This is a genomic window from uncultured Psychrobacillus sp., from assembly GCF_938022135.1.
Taxonomy (GTDB): Bacteria; Bacillota; Bacilli; order Bacillales_A; family Planococcaceae; genus Psychrobacillus.
This window is the reverse complement of the sequence record NZ_CALIED010000007.1, coordinates 78,595-95,890: the sequence shown is the minus strand read 5'-3', so window position 1 is coordinate 95,890 and position 17,296 is coordinate 78,595. Positions and strand designations below refer to the sequence as shown.

Sequence of the window (17,296 nt, the reverse complement as noted above, 5' to 3'; positions counted from 1 at the left end):
TTCGTTTGTGCAAGGTTTGTGCTCGTCTCCGCAAGGGTTGACTCCATCTCTGCAAGGTTCTATCTCGTTTCTGCAAGGTTCTAACCCGTCTCCGCAAGATTTTTTCGTTTGTGCAAGGTTTGTGCTCGTCTCCGCAAGGGTTGACTCCATCTCTGCAAGGTTCTATCTCGTTTCTGCAAGGTTCTAACCCGTCTCCGCAAGATTTTTTCGTTTGTGCAAGGTTTGTGCTCGTCTCCGCAAGGGTTGACTCCATCTCTGCAAAGTTCTATCTCGTTTCTGCAAGGTTCTAACCCGTCTTCGCAAGGTTTTTTCGTTTGTGCAAGGTTTGTGCTCGTCTCCGCAAGGTTTGACTCCATCTCTGCAAAGTTCTATCTCGTTTCTGCAAGGTTCTAGCCGATTTCTGCAAGGTTTTTTCATTTGTGCAAGGTTTGTAATCGTCTCTGCAAGGTTCTCACTCATCTCCGCAGGGTTCTAGCCCGTTTCCGCAAGGTTCTCCCAAAACCAAAAACCCCTCCAGCAAAAAAATCTGGAGGGGCATACATATTGGGCACTATATTAATCTATTATAGTATTATCGAACTTCAACCCAACCGTTTTTAATGCCGGTTACTACGGCTTGGGTACGGTCGTTTACGTTCATTTTTTGAAGAATGCTGGATACATGGTTTTTAACTGTTTTTTCGGAGATGAATAGTGTTTCTCCAATTGTACGGTTGCTTTGTCCGTCAGTTAGTAATTGTAGTACTTCGCATTCGCGCTTCGTTAATAAGTGGAATGGGCGACGGATTTCCGTTTGGTGGAAGTTTCCTTTGTTTTCGCGTTCACTTAGACGACGGAATTCTGATACTAGATTACGAGTTACTTTTGGATGTAAGTAAGAGCCGCCTTTAGCTACTACTTTGATCGCTGAAACGATTGCCACAGCATCCATTTCTTTTAACATATAGCCTAATGCACCAGTTTTCAATGCGTGAGATACGTAAGATTCATCATCATGGATAGAAAGCATGATTACTTTTGCTTCAGGGAATTTTTCGATTAGTTCTTCTGTAGCGTCTACGCCGTTTTTGGTTGGCATGTTGATGTCCATTAACACTACGTCTGGTAAGTTTTGCTCATATAAGCGTAGAACGTCGTTGCCGTCGCTACCTTCTGCTACTACTTCAAATGAATCTTCAAAGTCTAGTATTCTCTTTACTCCCTCACGGAAAAGTTGGTGATCATCTATAATGATAATTTTTGTCATTGGTCATTTCCTCCTATTAAAAAAACAGCTATAGTTTCTATTCCTCATTTATTGGAATACTAAACAAAATAGTAGTTCCATTTCCTGGGGTCGATAAAATTTTCATCGAACCCTCTAGTAAATCGACTCTCTCTTGCATACCGATCAAGCCGAATGATTTTTCTTTTACTACTTTTGGATCAAAACCGATTCCATTATCCTTTACGATAATGTTCATCTTATGTTTCACCCATTCTACCTTCACCCATGCTTCGGAAAACTGACCGTGTTTTAGCCCGTTCGTCAGACATTCTTGGATTAAACGGAAAATGGCTACTTCAAATTTAGGCTGAATTCGTATTTCTTCTCCATATGTTTGAAAATGTATTTTCTTTGTGGGATTGTATTCTCCCGTAGTGGCAATGTATTTTCGGAGCGTCGGGATTAAACCTAGGTCATCTAGGGCCATTGGGCGTAAGTCATAAATAATGCGACGTACCTCCGAAAGTGCTTCGCGCACAGTGCTCTTCAATTCGATAATTTCCTTCATGGCCTCTTCTCCACCACGCTGCTGATACGTAAGATTGATTAAATCAGTTCTTAGTAACACGTTTGCTAGCATTTGGGCAGGACCATCATGGATTTCTCTTGAAAGGCGTTTTCTTTCTTCTTCTTGTGCTTCAATAATTTTCAGTGTAAAATCCTGTTTAATTTTTGCGTTTTCAAGTGCTTCTCCCACTTCCTTTAAATCTGAAGTAAGATAGTTGATGACAATGTTGACTTGATTGACAAGCTGGTCTGCACGTTCTATCATTTCTAATAGTCCTTGCAACCTTCTTTCTAGTTCATCTCTACGCTGTCTCAGTTGTTTTTCTTCATTACGTTTGATTAAAAGATTAATTTGAAGCTCATTTGCATTTTCGTAAGCGCTACGTACTTGCGGTTCATCGTATGAGTTAAAATTCTTCGAAACCTCTGCTAATCTATTACGAGCAAGTCTCGACTTTGCCTCAAGCGAGTCTCCTTCCAGAATGACAGCCTCAATGCTTCCGCGAATTATTTCTAACTCAACTTTCATTTCCTCGAAGCTTTGACGACTTTGTTCGCTTATAATAAATATATCCTTTTTCGAATGATCCATTACTTCGACCATTCGATCGAAAATAACATCTAACGATTGCAATTCAAGATTCTTGTTCGTCATCTGTTTTTTCTCCTTTAGACATTTAACATGAGTCTTCATTCATTTTTACTGACAAATTCTATTATAGCACTAATTAACTAAAATTAAATTAAAATTAGTTTACAAGTATGTTTCAAAGCATTTAGGAGGGAAATTTATTATGAGAAACAATTATCAAACAATTAAGGGATACGCACAAAGTGAAATTATTATTCAAAAGTCCCGATTTATAACTTATATACAACGAGCTGAGACAGAAGATGAAGCACAAGATTTTATTAATAGTATCAAACAAAAGCATAAAGATGCTAATCATAACTGTTCTGCATACATAATTGGCGAGCATGATCATATTCAAAAAGCGAATGATGATGGGGAACCAAGTGGTACTGCTGGGGTTCCGATGCTTGAAGTCCTTAAGAAAAGAGCACTTAAAGATACTGTCGTAGTAGTTACACGGTACTTTGGAGGCATTAAGCTTGGGGGTGGGGGCCTTATTCGGGCTTATAGTAAAGCGACTACGGAAGGCATCGAGGCAGCAGGAGAAGTAGAATGTCAGCTCCATCATTTAATGAAAATTTCCATAGATTATACATGGCTAGGAAAAGTTGAAAATGAAATTAGAAATTCAGTCTATCCTCTAAAGGATATCGCTTACGCAGATTTAGTGGAAATATATGTATACACCAAGGCCGAAGATGAGTTAAAATTTTTAGAGTGGGTAACAGAAATAACAAACGGTCAAGCAAAAATCGACATTGTCGAAAAAGTATTTTTGGAGTTTGATGTCGTTTGATTTATAATTAGGTAGAGGAGTGATGGAAAAAGATGAAAAAATTCTCAATTTTACTTATGTTACTATTCGGCTTAAGTATTGCTCCTGCAATTACTTTTGCAGCTGATTGTCCAGATAAAGTTACTTGGGATGGCGTTGAGCTGAAAAAAGGACAGATTGGTAGAGTGCTTATCCAACAGCCGACAACGATTTATAAAAACAATAATGGCAACTTTGAAACATTCCGAACAGTAAAGCCTGGAGATAATTATCGAGTCTATGCTAACAAGTCAACATATTATCACCTTGGTGGCGGATTAGTTATTAAGGACGATACATCGATTATTTATCAAACACCATCTAAATCTAAACTTAGCCAATTAAATTGCACACCTGCTCCGACAACTTCTTTTATGATTGGCGATTCCATTTCAACAGTCACTAATAAGCTCGGTGCTGCGAAGAAAACAGTCGCTAACGAGTTTGGAGCAATTACTGGGATTTACCATAACAATTACGACAAATTTTATGCGATCAGTACACTTAGCAATAAAATATCTTCTTTATATACAAAGGATAAAAGCTTTCAAGTTAACGGAATTTCCGTTTCCAATACAATCAGTCAGCTCGAGAACAAATTTGGTAAAAGCTATGAAACAAGTGGAAATACGTACCCAGTAGAGATTATTACTTACTCTACACCAAAATATGAAGCAAACTTCTTCATAGACGTCCATAACGACAATAAAATCTCAGCTATTTACTTAGTAGACTACCAACTAATAAACAATAATCCAAATTTATATCCCAAAAAGTCTACAACACTAGAAACAGGCTACGAGAATCTTTTATTTGATTTAATCAATGCAGAAAGAAAAGCTCATGGCGTTCAAGTTTTACAATCGGCTCCAAAGGCAGCGGATGTAGCGCGCAAGCATAGTGCGGATATGGGCAAGAACGATTATTTTAATCATAATAACCTTAAAGGTGAGTCACCTTTTGACCGTTTAGAAAAAGGCGGCGTACAATTTAGAAATGCCGGAGAAAATATTGCGATGGGATACACGGATCCATATTTTGCTCATGAAGCATTAATGAATTCACTAGGTCATCGAAAAAATGTAATAAACACTGCCTACACCCATGTAGGAGTGGGTGTCTACTTTGTGAAATGGACACATGGCTCCATTCCTTATTACACTCAAAATTTTATAAAACCTTAATAGCTAGTAGAGTGTAGACAAAGTCTCGTATTTTGGCTTTGTCTACACTCTTTTTAAATGACATCACGAATAACGAGGGAAATTATATGAAAAAAAATTTAGGAACTGCATTTGGTATATTAATAGTAATAGTTGGTATTCTTGGCACACTTATTGTCTCCATGGCAGCAGAAATTGGAGTCCTATTGCTAGTTGGCATTGAATATGATCATTGGTCGAATCTAATTTGGTTGATTATCATTTATGGAGTTATTGAGTTCGTCATAATTATGTTTGTGGATGCTTTGATTGAAGGTAAATCGGAAAATCATCAGAAGTTCCATAAATTTTTTAGTTATATGATTGTATCATTTATACTCATTATGGCCGTTTCGTTTTTCCTAGATTCCATCTACTTACCCGTAACGGGAGCTGTAATTTTCGCTATTGCTACAGCTGCAATATATTTATTGTTTAGCATGTGGGATAAAAAAGATATAAGCGAAGACTAGTAAAACTCTCTTCATATGTCTTTGCCGAAGTACTGAAAATGAATAATACCTCACGACGCTAAAAAATGCTTATACATTGGTATTACTCCCCCTGGCGGGAAGTTGTTGTCTCAACATCATGTTTTCAATGATTATCTTTAATTATGAGGCATAATGCTAATGATTGATTTTATAAGTTACTTATGAAAAAGCAACTTTTTACTTGCTTCTTTAACGCAAAAGGATCCCACTTTAAGGTCCTACTTTCCCTGTGATTGTAGCGGCAGGCGGCGACTCCAACGGGATGAGTGAGACAGATAAGACATCACAACCACGCGCGAAAGCGATGGGTGATGGCTTATCGCTCACCCCGTGGAAAGCGTCCGCCTAAAGCGTAAATCGGCGATTTTCTATTCATCTATATTCCATTAAGCGATAAGTAATTATTTATATATAAAAAAGCAAGAACGTTGATTCCTCAACGTTCTTGCTTTTTTCGTTTTATTAATATTTTTCAATCGTTACACCCTGATAGTAATGCTTGAGTATGCGATCGTATGTCCAGCCAGCTTCTGCTCGAGCTTTGGCACCATATTGACTCATACCGATACGATGTCCGTAGCCTTTCCCGTTTACTGTCACAGACTGTATACCAGTTTGAACAGTATCTGTGTTCACAACACCGGTACTAGTTTGGATGCTTACCGATCCTTCTGGAATCGTTACAATACCGTTAGCCGTTTGAACAGAAACACCAGTTAGCGAATCTACAGGAGTTGTTCCATTAGCCTGTTGCACAGTAATATCATTTACTCCTCCACCAGTTGGTTTTGTAAATGCAACGTCAAACCAGCTTGACTTCAAGGATTTGTTGCTTGCATCTAAGAAAACATTACGCATTACTGTTTCATTTCCTGTAATAGTTTTCTCTCCTGCAGTGGTTACAGCTGTTACGGCTGTTACTTCACCATTTGCTCCACCTTTTGTCAGCTTAATATCCAATAGCTGATCAGTCGGGCTAAAACCAAACTTCGTCAAAATATTAGATACCGGAATTTGTACAGACCAGTTCTTGTAAGGAGATTGTTCAATCGAATCATCGACTGATACAAATTGTGGTACCTGTGTAGAATTCCAGACATCACCAATATTCGCTGTTCTTCCACCACTAGTAGAATAATAGTAAGCCTGTACAAGTTTACCTTTATATTTAACTACTAAATCACTCGTAGCATCTACTGCTGCATTTGAGTTTTTGTGCTCGGATGAATAGCCTTTATACATTTGATCCTTAGTCGTGCTACTTAAGATACCAGCTTTGCTTAGCGTGTAGCTACGAGCTGCTACCGTTTGAGCTTTTAGCGCTTCTAAATGCCACGAGGCAGGAGACTCATTTGGGATAACTCCCTTTAAGTAGTTTTCTAAATCCAGTCTATTCACAATTTGTACATTGGATCCAGATTTCACTACATTGAAGCTTCCTCTATATTGCGTGCCGTTTGGTGTCTTACCAAGTGGCTGAGAGACGACAGATGATAAAGTTGCGTCTTTAGCAGGGACCCAAGAGGATACCCCTTGTTCGTCCGTAATGGAGTACCAAAGCTCTCCATTCCCATTAGTAAACTCCGTTACATATTTTGCCCCTTGGAACGGTTGATAGGATTTTACAACCGCATAATCAGCGGTTGCACCCTTCCTTCCTTCTACAGGAGCTCTAAACACAACTATTTTTTCACTTCCTGTCACAGCATGTAAGGCATAGCCTTGGGAGGAGTACATAGTTGCCCCCATTTGATAAATGGAAACCTCTCCATTGACTTGGGAAAATGTTATAGGTGTATTGGGCATTGCAAAGAACATTTCTTTAGTTGTAAGATTTTCTAACTTATAAACTCCATTTAAAGTCAAAGAAGTTGTAAAGGTATTATGTACCTCTACTTGTATTTGCTTCGAATAGGTCTCTTGCTTGTATGCAAGTGCTGTATTAGCTGACGCAAAGCTCAAAGAAACAGCCGCCAATACTGCTACAAATTTTTTATTCAATTATCTCACCTCAGTTAACGTACTTAGTACCCAACCTTTGTTTCCTTTTGGGGATTGAACATTGTACCATGTTTCACCTTTTGCATTTTTAAAAGAACTTATGTATTTTAAAGAAGTTCCTTTTACTACTAGTTCGATAGAAGCATAGCTAGTTGTAGCGCCTTTACGAATGTTTACTGCTTCTTTTGTAATGACAGAGCTTGGTGTTACATTACTTGGCTTTGTTGTTGTAACGTCTCCAGAATGTACCCACCCTTTTACAGTTGAAGAGACTTCTACTCGGTACCATAGGTTTGCTCCCGTACCGTGCTGATCAATTACATTTAATGATTTGTTAGCTGTTAATGTTGCAAGCACCTTGTAGTTACGTGTAGCTCCGCTATGAACCTTCACGCTGCCAGTATTTGTGTATACAACTGAAGGTAAAGTCCCAGGTGTAGGTGTGTCAGGTGTTGATGGAATAGGCGGAATTACTGTGCCACCCTCTGAAACTGCTTTTTGCAGTTGCTTAATCATAGCGTCCTGCTCAGCAACCTTCTTTTCTAAAGTTGTTACTTTTGAATTTAACGGATTCAATTGAGATTGTACCCAATCAACTGAAGCTAATAGTAGATTAGAATTTGCCTTTGTAGAGGCTGGTGTATTAATTGCAATTAGAAAGCTTAAGCCTAATACAACACCAATCGTTGTTAGTATTTTCTTTTTCATTTTTTTCTTCCTTCCTATCTTTTATTGTTTTGTCGCTAGAAATGACTAATGACTAATGACCCAATATTTCGACAAAGAATTTATTCAAAAAAATGGCCGATATGTCCTAGGAATCACTCCTAGGATATTTATCGGCATAATTTCCTATTACTTAACAATTATTGATTAAAGAAGTCTTGTAATCCTTTACGAATACCTACTGCTGCTTTTTTACGGAAAGCATCGGAAGCTAATAATGCCTCTTCCGAAGGGTTAGAGATAAAAGCTAGCTCCACTAACACGGAAGGAATCTCATTCATTCGGTTAACATAGAATGTTTGTTGTTTTACTCCTCGATTATATGTTCCAACTTCTTTCACTAGATTTGCTTGGACGCTCTTCGCTAGTGTAAAACTCTTTGGACCGTTAAAGTTAACTGACGTATTGTAATAAGTAGTAGTTCCTTTAGATGTAGATGAGAATGAATCCGAATGGATACTGATAAATGCATCATAATCTGAAGCATTAGCAATATCAGTTCTTTCTTTTAGCTCTAAAAATACATCCGTACTACGTGTTAAAGTTACTATTGCTCCAGCAGCCTCTAGCTCTGCCTTCAAGAATTTAGCTGTACCAAGGTTAACATCCTTCTCGCGAGTACCTTTAGGACCCACTGCTCCCGGGTCTTTCGCTCCGTGACCAGCATCAATAATTATTTTCTTCCCAGCTAAGCCCTTTGCAACTACCTTAATCGTTAACTCTTTATCGTAATCTCTTATTGTATAAGTATAGTTAGGATCAAAGGTAACAGTTAATACAGAGGTACCGCCAGATACTTGATCTACCTTCATACTTTTTACTCCCTTTAATCCGGAAGCAATTGTATTAATACTAGATAGATTACCGTTAATTTTTAATACATTTGCAGATGGCATTGTATAAGTTATCTTAAAATTAGTAGGTTTAGTCCATACTAAATAATTTTGTCCGTTACGTACTTCAGTTCTTCCATTAATAAGGGATACTGGTGATGCATCGGATACTAAAGATGCTTGAATCCAACCACGTTTACCACTTTGTGTTTCAACGTTCAACCAGCTATTTAAAGAACGTAAAATTCTTAAAGGCGAGCTTGCTGTGACAGACTCTACCTTTTTAGACGTTGCACTTGCACTGCTGAATACAGTAGACGCTTTTGTTGCGTATTTTGTAGGAATATTATCACTTACCTCAAAGTCAGGAATCCAACCCTCTACTGCTCCTGCTTTAATATGTAACCAATTAGTCCCATCTGTACCGTTCACTTTATTTAGCACAGTAAAAGCTGTATTTATAGGGAGCCCCTTTAATACCGCGGAATTGAACTTACTGTCTGCATAAACTAAAGCATTAAATCGTTTAATAGTTCCAGTTTCTCCATTGCCAGGAGTGACTACTGGGGGCTCTATCGTGCTATCTACAACGTTTACTACAGATTCATGAAGCCAAGCTTCCCCACTAGTTGTGCCAACCTTGTACCACTTTTCATTGTTTGTATCTAATGCATAATGGGTAGAGATAAAAGAGTCGTTTAATCTAGATTGAGTAACAACGTCATAAGACATATTAGGGCCTGAACGCATATTTGCTACAGAAACAGAAACTACTAGATTCGTGTTTTGTTCTATAACTTGTCCATTGCCCGGTGTTTCAGATGGCGGTGCTTCTGGTGAAGTAGAAACACTATCGAATGCTGCCCCAGATATCCAGCCTTTTTTGCCCGTTGCATAAGTTACTTGATACCATTTTTCTTTTGCAGCATTTGTAAATTCCTGATGGACTGCTAGCTTTGTTCCTACGTTAATAGTTGCCACAACTTTATAACTTTTAGTTGCCCCTGAATGTACAGTAGAAGCTTTCACAACTGTCTTAGAGTCACTTGTTGCTTCTTCAAAAGCAGTAGCTTGGATCCAACCTTTTTTCCCTGTTGCATAAGTTACTTGCATCCATTTTTCTTTGGCGGCATTTGTAAACTCTTGATGAACAGTTAATGTAGTGCCTGCTATGACAGTAGCAACTGTGGCATAGCTTTTAGTTGCCCCTTTATGGACTGTCGATTGATTTACTACCTTCATAGAGGTACCAGTTTCTCCGTTAGTGGCACTAAGTAAAAATAATTCCGAAAGAACCCAGCCCTTTTTCCCTTGATATTCTACGTTAAACCAAACCTCTTTTTGAGCATTTGTAAAGCTGCCCAAAATTTTCAAAGAAGTACCAGTTGGAATAGTAGATAATAGTTTATAGGAAGTAGTGGCTCCACTTCTCATATTAGCTGCGGATTTCCCTATTTTTTGTGTAGAACCGACATAAGAATTTCCATTAACAGTCGAATTCCCCCCTACTGCACTTGAAACCTCTTTTACATAATCACTAATAACCCAACCGGTCATAGAATCGGCTTTCACTTTATACCATAATTCACCGCTAGCATTTGTAAAGCGGTCAATTATAGTAACTAGCTGTCCATTTTGGACTTTTCCAATGCTATTGTAGCTAGTTGTAGCACCTTTTCTTATATTGACGTTGTTGTTTGTAATTAAAGCTTTCGTAGATTGTTGAGTAGACGCAATTGCTGTGTTCGAGGCAGCATACGTATGAACTGTATCACTTGTCAGAAGATTAATGGGCAAAAGGACAGAAGTTGCTAAAACAGATGATGCGATTACTTTTTTCATTTTTTCCTCCCTGAAAACGTGTATTTTCTACATTTTAATCCAGAAAATGATAGAAAACAATCCAACAAATGTATTAATAGATGTGAAATTTCCTCTGGGAATAGAAAAAAGAGTAAAATGAGGAGTCCATATGGACTCCTCATTTTACTCTCCAATTGTTAAATCAGTTACTTTAGTTGATTTTTTTGAATCAGTTTGGGCATTATTACCGAAATCTTTTAAGTTTAGTTTTAGTTGCTCACTAAGTTCCTCTAAACCTTCTTCATCTGGAATGAAATAATAGACGCCTCTACGTGTATCATCTACCCCTTTAAGCTGAAGCTGCTCGATTGGTGAAGACTTAATCTTTTGGTATGTCTTAATTAGACCGAGATATTCGGAAGAAGGAATATTAGTTTTCACGTTATTTCCTATATCTTCAATCATATCATCTATTTTAGTAATGTTTGATATGCTCGTGCCTCTATCAATTATTTCTTTAATTACTTGCTTTTGTCTATTATTACGACCAATGTCACCTTGCGGATCACTTTTTCTCATACGTACATAAGCAAGAGCTTCGTTACCGTTAAGTTCCATAGGACCTTCTGTGTATGTTTTCCACTTTAAGCTACCTGTTAACTGTGCTTTAAATGTAAACGGCACCTCTACGTCGATTCCGCCTACCGTATCAACGATATCTTCAAAGCCTTGGAAGTCTGTGGAAACATAGTAATCTATCGGAATATCTAACATTTCTTCAATTGTATTGATCGTATAGTTAATACCACCATTCGCGTAAGAATGGTTAATCTTATCGTTATACCCTAGGTCAGGAATATAAACTCTTGTATCACGTGGAATACTTACCATGGATATCTTATTTGTCTTAGGATTTACTGTTGCAACTAAAAGCACATCTGAACGGCCGTATTTAGCTTTTTCTTCATTCTCAATACCGGCCAATAAAATAGTAAACGCTGAATCTTCTGCCTTCGCATTGTCGAACTTCTCTATTGCCTCGTTTTGTTCTTCCTTTTCACGATCTAGTGGCTCATAGATTTTGTTAACAGCGTTCTTTGTCTGAAACGACAAATTAGTAGCAAATACGATAACTCCAGACAATAACACCATCGCAACGATCAGTACAGTATATAAAATTTTTCTTCTCGTCTTGTTTTTTCTCTTGTTTTGACGTGAAGTAGTCATAATAATTCCCTACTTTACTTTTAAATTTTATCTTACCAATTATACATAATTTAACGGATGGTGTATATCGTAAAGAATATTACTTTTGAGTAATATTTTGTAACAAGTCATTTACAATTGTAGTCCAGCTATATTCGTCTTCTGCTAATCGTCTACCGTTTTCTTCCATAGCTTTTCTATCATTTACCTTCATTTCTACAAATTCAAACATTTTTTCAGACATTGAGTCAACATTTTCTGGTTGAGCTACTAATCCTATATTATTTTCAGTAATGATTTTTGCACTTTCCCCTTTACCACAATATAGCACTGGTACTCCAGATGCTGCTGCAGGGAAAATTTTCGATGGACGTGCGCCCTCAAATAATTGTATGTCACGAAGTGGAACTATACTTACATCTGTTACTGAAAATAATTTTGGCATTTCCTTCAAAGGAAGATGTCCTAAAAATGTAGTGTTTTGTAAACCAAGCTCCTCTTTTAGCTTATGAAGCTTTTCTTCTTCTGGTCCTGCTCCTGCAATAAGAAAGTGAGCATGTGGAACAGTTTCCTGCATTTTTTTCGCTGCATACAATATAAACTCAAGCCCTTGAGCGTATCCAAGGTTTCCTCCGTAGGCAAAAACAAACTTACCCTGTAGGCCAAACTTTTCTACATACTCTTCATTCTTTTCCTGAGGATAGAAGAATTTTGTATTAACCCCATTAGGTAATACAAATACTTTTTCCTCTGGCTGAGAGTGGTTAATGATGTACGATTTAATACCATCCGTGGCAGTTGCGATTTTCCAGGAATGCTTATAAAGAAAGGATTCAAGAATTTCTGCAAGCTTAATAAACATTTTATTTTTTACAAGCCCAAGCTTAACAGCCGACTCTGGCCAAACATCCGCTACGTTGAAAACGAACTTGGCTCCTTTTAGTTTTGCCCCAATTAACCCAGTCAATCCTAGAAAGATCGGAGGAGAATTGACAATAATAACGTCCACTTTACCTGTTTTCATTAACCCAAAGAACGAACTAAAGGTAAATGAAAAATAGGAAATAAGGCGTTTCCAAAACGAGCCCTTTTTAGATGGATAAATCCAAGTTCGGTGAACCGGGATGTCATCCCACTTTTCAAATTCATATTTTTTCCCTTTGTATTCATCTGGAATAATTCCATGTGGATGATGAGGAAACGCGGTTACTACCTGAATATCATGTCCTTGAGCAAGTAATTCCTTACTTACTTCATACACACGAATTTGAGGTGCACCTGTTTCTGGTGGAAAATGTTGACATAAATATACAATACGCATCGCAATCACCGTTTAATCTTTCAATTTATTCTTCAAGTAAGCAAGTAATGGTTCTTTTAAATCGTCACGCTTTAATGCAAAGTCAAATGTTGCTTGCAAAAATCCAAACTTGTCTCCAACATCGTAACGCTTGCCTTCGAACATATAAGAATAGATGGATTCTTTTTTCAGTAAGGCATCAATAGCATCTGTAAGCTGAATTTCACCTTTTGCATCCGGCTGTACTTTTTCAAGTTCTTCAAATATGCCAGGAGTTAAGATATAGCGACCAACTATAGCCTGATTGGAAGGAGCATCTTCAACAGCAGGCTTCTCTACTAGTCGTTTAACTGAGTATAAGTTGTTTTCCGCTGCACTATAATCGACAATTCCATATTTGTTTACATCTTCACTTGGAACTTCATTTACGCCTAAAATACTGCTATGTACTTCCTCATACTTGGCAATCATTTGTTGAAGCGCTGGAACTTCTGAGTCGATGATGTCATCTGGAAGCAATACTGCGAATGGCTCGTTACCAATAAACTTTTTAGTACAAAGAATCGCATGTCCTAGTCCAAGTGGCTCTTTTTGTCTCATGTAATGAATATCCACTAAGTTAGAGATGTTTTCTACTTGTTCTAATAACTCAAGCTTGCCTGTATTTTTAAGCAATAGCTCCAACTCAATAGATTTATCAAAATGGTCTTCCATAGATTTTTTGTTTCGTCCAGTGACGATAATTATATCCTCAATACCAGAAGCAATAGCCTCTTCGATTATATATTGTAAATTTGGTTTGTCTACAATAGGAAGCATTTCTTTTGGCAATGCTTTTGTAGCTGGTAAAAACCGTGTACCAAAGCCCGCTGCAGGAATGACTGCTTTCTTAATCATATAATTCACCTTTTCTTCTATTAGAGGCAATTTAAACTTTTAAGCCTCTGTATATTTTTCGTACAATGATAGCATGTAGTTGGCGTTATCAACCCAGCTGTAATTCTCTTTCACATGAGCTACTCCTGCTTTTCCCATACCCATTCGCAAATCATTGTTTTGAGCTAGTTTGATAAACGCAGCTGCCAGCTGATCTGGACTTTCCTTATCAGTGACAATCCCAGTAACGTCCTTTACAACTACTTCCGGTAATCCTCCAACATTCGACACGACAACCGGCACGCCACAAGCCATAGCTTCTACTGCAGCTACTCCAAAGCTTTCGCTATCCTCCGTGGAAGGAACTGCAAAAATAGACATGCTACGAATAATAGCAGGAACCTCTGTATTTGGTACCTTTCCAGTAAATGTAGTGACATTAGAAATACCTAGCTGTACTGCTAACTCTTCATATTCTTTTCTTTGAGGGCCATCCCCAGTAATGAGTAGCTCTGAATTTGGATACTCTTTATGAAACATAGCGAAGCCTTTTACCAAATCAGCGATTCCATACTTGTCCTCTAATGCTTTTACCGTTCCAACAATGATTTTGTCATTACTTTCATTCGTTTCTATCGGATAGAATTTCTCCAAATCCACTCCAAACGGTGTCACATACACAGGACGATTCGTATAAAGATTCGTTTCCTTAGCCATGATATGACTTGTTGAACAGATAGCCGTTGCTTTACTTAACGTAAATCTCACAAGCTTCTCATTTAGCTTGTTCTTCTTTGGAAAATCAAAGATATCCTTGCCCCATACGGAAACAAAATGTACTTTATAATCCACAATCGCACCTAGCAATCCATAGCTGGAGATAAAATGAGAATGCAAAATGTCTGGATTCCACTCTTTTAGCATTTTCTTTAAAGCAGGCGCTGCTGCAATATAAGATGCTTTACCAGGTAACACTTTTGGTAATATTTCCGTAGGTACTTGATTTGCATTATCTTCAGAATAATGGTCCTTAAATGTAAAAACCTTCACATCTATACCTTTTGATTGGTAAAATAATGCCCATTTATGTGTATGAATAGACTTACTTGGAGCTAATACAGCTATTTTCATTTTTTATTACCTCCTATAAGTGCTTGTGCAGCCTGCTCGGCACGTGCATTCCAAGAATGTTGCTGTAAAAAGCTTTTATTAATATTTTGTTTGAACTGTAAATATTCAGGTTCAATAGCTAGCATACCTTTCACAAGTCCCTCAGCATCATCCTCGGCTATTACGCCGTATGGTCCCGACAATATAAAGTCTTCTTGTGCAGAGCAATTCGTTGCAACAATAGGCAAGCTCGCCGTTAAGTATTCTACTAATTTAATCGGAACTGCAAAGTCGTTGTAGGTGGATCTTTTACGAGGGATAAAAGCAAAGTCCACTTCCTCGTATAATGACTGAAGCTCAGCTCCACTCACATGCTTTAGCTCAATATATGGCTGTTTAATCTTATCTTTTTCCTCGTTACTAAGCTGAGTATACTCTTCTTCTCGACATACAATAACTAATTTACCTAGCACCTCGTTTTTATTTAGCAGGGCATAAGCATCCACGAGTGTCGGCAAGCCGTAGTCCTCGTTATTAATGCCTCCTACATAAATACCTTTAAACGGTTTTTGCATTTCCCGGTTGTTGTCATTCAACTCGGTAAAGCGACCTCCCGGTGGAAGAGCCATTTTGTTAGTTTTGATAGCTACATATTTACCCATAGCATCACTTGGAAGAAACAGTGTATGAACATACTTCTCATAGAATCTTTCTTCCATCCTATAAATAGTCTTCATAACCGTTTTTTTGATACCCTTCAAAGGATATAACTCATCGAATTTCCAATACACATCGCGGTAAAAAACACCTATCGGTACTTGAAGTCTCTTTAATGTTTTAAAAACATCCTTATCAATAATCCAGTCTTTTGGAATATGTCCCGGATCTGTTAACCATAGAGGAATCGTTTGATTTTCTGAATAACAAAACAATGTTTGCTCTTGTTTCTTTTCAGCAAGCATCTTATTCCATAATTGACGTCTCTCAGTAGAGGTACCAGAAATAACAATAATTTCTAAATTATTTTCAGTTGCATATTTTTCTATTGCCTTAATCATTTCAACGGGGCGAATTGCTGAACCACTCTTCGGATTAGTAGCAAGAGTAAAAGGATAATAAATTAAAATATTTTTCATTGTGGTGCTCCTTTTTTTCGTACTTTGCTTAATAGGAACGTCCATATAATATGGAAGTACTGTTCCAGAATAAACAATCCACCCAATACTACCGTCATTAATATCCACACTGGGTTAAAGAAAAAGTCAGCTACTCCTCCAACAAGTGTTCTTGGAAGATTAATCGTAAAGTAAACAAACAATGCTATAACCACTGGTGTTTTCGGTAAGCGTAAAAAGATGATATATAACACCTGTATAACGACTGCAATATAAATAATAGATATAATAACACCTAGATACCCAAACGAAGCAAAGGCTTCACCAAGGAAAATGGTATTAAGAACACCACCAGTACCCTTATCTACGTTTTCAGGAAACACATTCTCCATTACCATTCGTGCTGATCGTACTTGCTCGATATCGAAAATTCCAGCAATAAAGGAAGGCAAGCCTTTTGCTTCTAAGAAGCTTAGAGAATGTGAGTACGTATCCAAATGTAAAAAGAATGGTGAAATTTGCGCCAGTATAATCCTGCCAATTGGGCCAGAGTTATGAGACAAGAAGCTTTCAATCTCTGTAACCCCTTGAATAGCCACATACATAACGATTAACAAGGCACTTCCCGCCAAAATATAACCGCTGATTCTCTTCCAATTGAGCTTTAACTTTTGTGTATATACACCAGCTAGAAGCAGCATGATGATATAAAAGAAAATTGGAGACTTAGCTAAGTCATAGGTAGAGATTAAAACAGATGAAATGAATAAAACAAAGAACAATACTTTCCAATATAATGCTCTCGATTTCGTAGTATATACAAATGCAATAATAGAAAGGACTGGAGTCAATGCGATACCGAATATATTCCGAATATACACATTCCCGCTGAAGCCTCTACTCGCATCAATTCTAAGCTTTGCAAGCTCTGATGTATTCCCCTTTAAAAGCTCCAATAAAGGAACATTCGCTGTCTTCAATAAGGTATAAGCAACTGCTAAAACAGATATAGCGGATAAAGCACCAAAAGCCAATCTAAAGATACGCTCATTCTTATCTACACTTGTACGAACGGGTTTTTGTAGATAGTTATTAAATTCTAGCTCCCCATTAAACCCAAAAATTCTACCTACAACTAACTGAGTTAGTGGGAATAAAATCATTAATAGCGTCAATAAAATAAAACCAATTATTCGATATTCCTCATGGTCCATTCTTTTGATCATATAATAATCATCTATTCCTAAAGCTATTAACAATCCGCCAATATAACTGGAGATAAGGAAAGAATAATAATAAACAATAGAAATCATATTTGGCTTTACAAGAGAAAGGCTTCCAGAAACCTTTTTAAAAAGGTATGTGGAAGCCACCACAGTAAAGAGCCATATGCTAAATATTAACAATG

General features: G+C 37.5%; 14 protein-coding genes. 3 read left to right on the top strand and 11 right to left on the bottom strand.

Going from position 1 to position 17,296, the window contains the following annotated elements; all coding sequences use genetic code 11:
- Positions 1–571: 571 nt before the first annotated feature.
- Complete coding sequence (locus Q0371_RS01000) at positions 572–1,246, bottom strand: response regulator transcription factor (protein WP_251552765.1); 675 nt, start codon at positions 1,244–1,246, stop codon at positions 572–574.
- 37 nt (positions 1,247–1,283) lie between these two features.
- Entirely contained in the window at positions 1,284–2,429 is a 1,146-nt protein-coding gene (locus tag Q0371_RS00995) for a sensor histidine kinase (protein WP_169358809.1), read from the bottom strand.
- Between the two features lie 139 nt (positions 2,430–2,568).
- On the opposite strand from Q0371_RS00995, the gene Q0371_RS00990 reads away from it, so the two are divergent.
- The 3 genes from Q0371_RS00990 (at position 2,569) to Q0371_RS00980 (ending at position 4,897) form a co-directional block, all read left to right on the top strand.
- Complete coding sequence (locus Q0371_RS00990) at positions 2,569–3,204, top strand: YigZ family protein (RefSeq protein ID WP_298467127.1); 636 nt, start codon at positions 2,569–2,571, stop codon at positions 3,202–3,204.
- 32 nt (positions 3,205–3,236) lie between these two features.
- On the top strand, positions 3,237–4,406 hold the full coding sequence (locus Q0371_RS00985) for a CAP domain-containing protein (protein WP_298467124.1): 1,170 nt from the start codon (positions 3,237–3,239) through the stop codon (positions 4,404–4,406).
- Positions 4,407–4,492: 86 nt separating this feature from the next.
- The gene (locus Q0371_RS00980; protein ID WP_298467122.1) at positions 4,493–4,897 is read left to right on the top strand and encodes a histidine kinase; all 405 of its coding nucleotides are present in this window, start codon (positions 4,493–4,495) and stop codon (positions 4,895–4,897) included.
- Between the two features lie 483 nt (positions 4,898–5,380).
- On the opposite strand, the gene Q0371_RS00975 is transcribed toward Q0371_RS00980, so the two are convergent.
- From Q0371_RS00975 to Q0371_RS00935, 9 genes are all read right to left on the bottom strand, one after another.
- Complete coding sequence (locus Q0371_RS00975; protein WP_298467119.1) at positions 5,381–6,919, bottom strand: SpoIID/LytB domain-containing protein; 1,539 nt, start codon at positions 6,917–6,919, stop codon at positions 5,381–5,383.
- A complete protein-coding gene (locus Q0371_RS00970) occupies positions 6,920–7,627 on the bottom strand; it encodes an SH3 domain-containing protein (protein ID WP_298467116.1) in 708 nt (235 codons plus the stop codon). It lies immediately after the preceding gene.
- A gap of 158 nt (positions 7,628–7,785) precedes the next feature.
- Positions 7,786–10,320, bottom strand: a complete 2,535-nt coding sequence (locus Q0371_RS00965; protein ID WP_298467112.1) for an SH3 domain-containing protein — start codon at positions 10,318–10,320, stop codon at positions 7,786–7,788.
- A 144-nt stretch (positions 10,321–10,464) separates the two neighbouring features.
- Positions 10,465–11,508, bottom strand: coding sequence for an LCP family protein (locus Q0371_RS00960; protein WP_169358803.1), 1,044 nt, complete (start codon positions 11,506–11,508; stop codon positions 10,465–10,467).
- A 79-nt stretch (positions 11,509–11,587) separates the two neighbouring features.
- Positions 11,588–12,808, bottom strand: a complete 1,221-nt coding sequence (locus Q0371_RS00955) for a glycosyltransferase family 4 protein (protein WP_251552756.1) — start codon at positions 12,806–12,808, stop codon at positions 11,588–11,590.
- Positions 12,809–12,820: 12 nt separating this feature from the next.
- Positions 12,821–13,684 (bottom strand): UTP--glucose-1-phosphate uridylyltransferase GalU, encoded by an 864-nt coding sequence (gene galU / locus Q0371_RS00950; protein ID WP_169358801.1) that lies wholly within the window; start codon positions 13,682–13,684, stop codon positions 12,821–12,823.
- A 39-nt stretch (positions 13,685–13,723) separates the two neighbouring features.
- Positions 13,724–14,794 (bottom strand): glycosyltransferase, encoded by a 1,071-nt coding sequence (locus Q0371_RS00945; protein WP_169358800.1) that lies wholly within the window; start codon positions 14,792–14,794, stop codon positions 13,724–13,726.
- Positions 14,791–15,909, bottom strand: a complete 1,119-nt coding sequence (locus Q0371_RS00940) for a glycosyltransferase (RefSeq protein ID WP_298467103.1) — start codon at positions 15,907–15,909, stop codon at positions 14,791–14,793. Before Q0371_RS00940 ends, Q0371_RS00945 begins: the two co-directional genes overlap by 4 nt.
- Positions 15,906–17,294, bottom strand: coding sequence for an O-antigen polymerase (locus tag Q0371_RS00935; protein ID WP_298467100.1), 1,389 nt, complete (start codon positions 17,292–17,294; stop codon positions 15,906–15,908). Before Q0371_RS00935 ends, Q0371_RS00940 begins: the two co-directional genes overlap by 4 nt.
- Positions 17,295–17,296: the final 2 nt, after the last annotated feature.

Bases quoted from the DNA above. Each gene is read 5' to 3' on its own strand.
- Q0371_RS00945 (WP_169358800.1), bottom strand. From the start codon at position 14,794: ATGAAAATAGCTGTATTAGCTCCAAGTAAGTCTATTCATACACATAAA.
- galU (WP_169358801.1), bottom strand. From the start codon at position 13,684: ATGATTAAGAAAGCAGTCATTCCTGCAGCGGGCTTTGGTACACGGTTT.
- Q0371_RS01000 (WP_251552765.1), bottom strand. From the start codon at position 1,246: ATGACAAAAATTATCATTATAGATGATCACCAACTTTTCCGTGAGGGA.
- Q0371_RS00940 (WP_298467103.1), bottom strand. From the start codon at position 15,909: ATGAAAAATATTTTAATTTATTATCCTTTTACTCTTGCTACTAATCCG.
- Q0371_RS00995 (WP_169358809.1), bottom strand. From the start codon at position 2,429: ATGACGAACAAGAATCTTGAATTGCAATCGTTAGATGTTATTTTCGAT.
- Q0371_RS00980 (WP_298467122.1), top strand. From the start codon at position 4,493: ATGAAAAAAAATTTAGGAACTGCATTTGGTATATTAATAGTAATAGTT.
- Q0371_RS00955 (WP_251552756.1), bottom strand. From the start codon at position 12,808: ATGCGTATTGTATATTTATGTCAACATTTTCCACCAGAAACAGGTGCA.
- Q0371_RS00970 (WP_298467116.1), bottom strand. From the start codon at position 7,627: ATGAAAAAGAAAATACTAACAACGATTGGTGTTGTATTAGGCTTAAGC.
- Q0371_RS00990 (WP_298467127.1), top strand. From the start codon at position 2,569: ATGAGAAACAATTATCAAACAATTAAGGGATACGCACAAAGTGAAATT.
- Q0371_RS00985 (WP_298467124.1), top strand. From the start codon at position 3,237: ATGAAAAAATTCTCAATTTTACTTATGTTACTATTCGGCTTAAGTATT.
- Q0371_RS00960 (WP_169358803.1), bottom strand. From the start codon at position 11,508: ATGACTACTTCACGTCAAAACAAGAGAAAAAACAAGACGAGAAGAAAA.
- Q0371_RS00965 (WP_298467112.1), bottom strand. From the start codon at position 10,320: ATGAAAAAAGTAATCGCATCATCTGTTTTAGCAACTTCTGTCCTTTTG.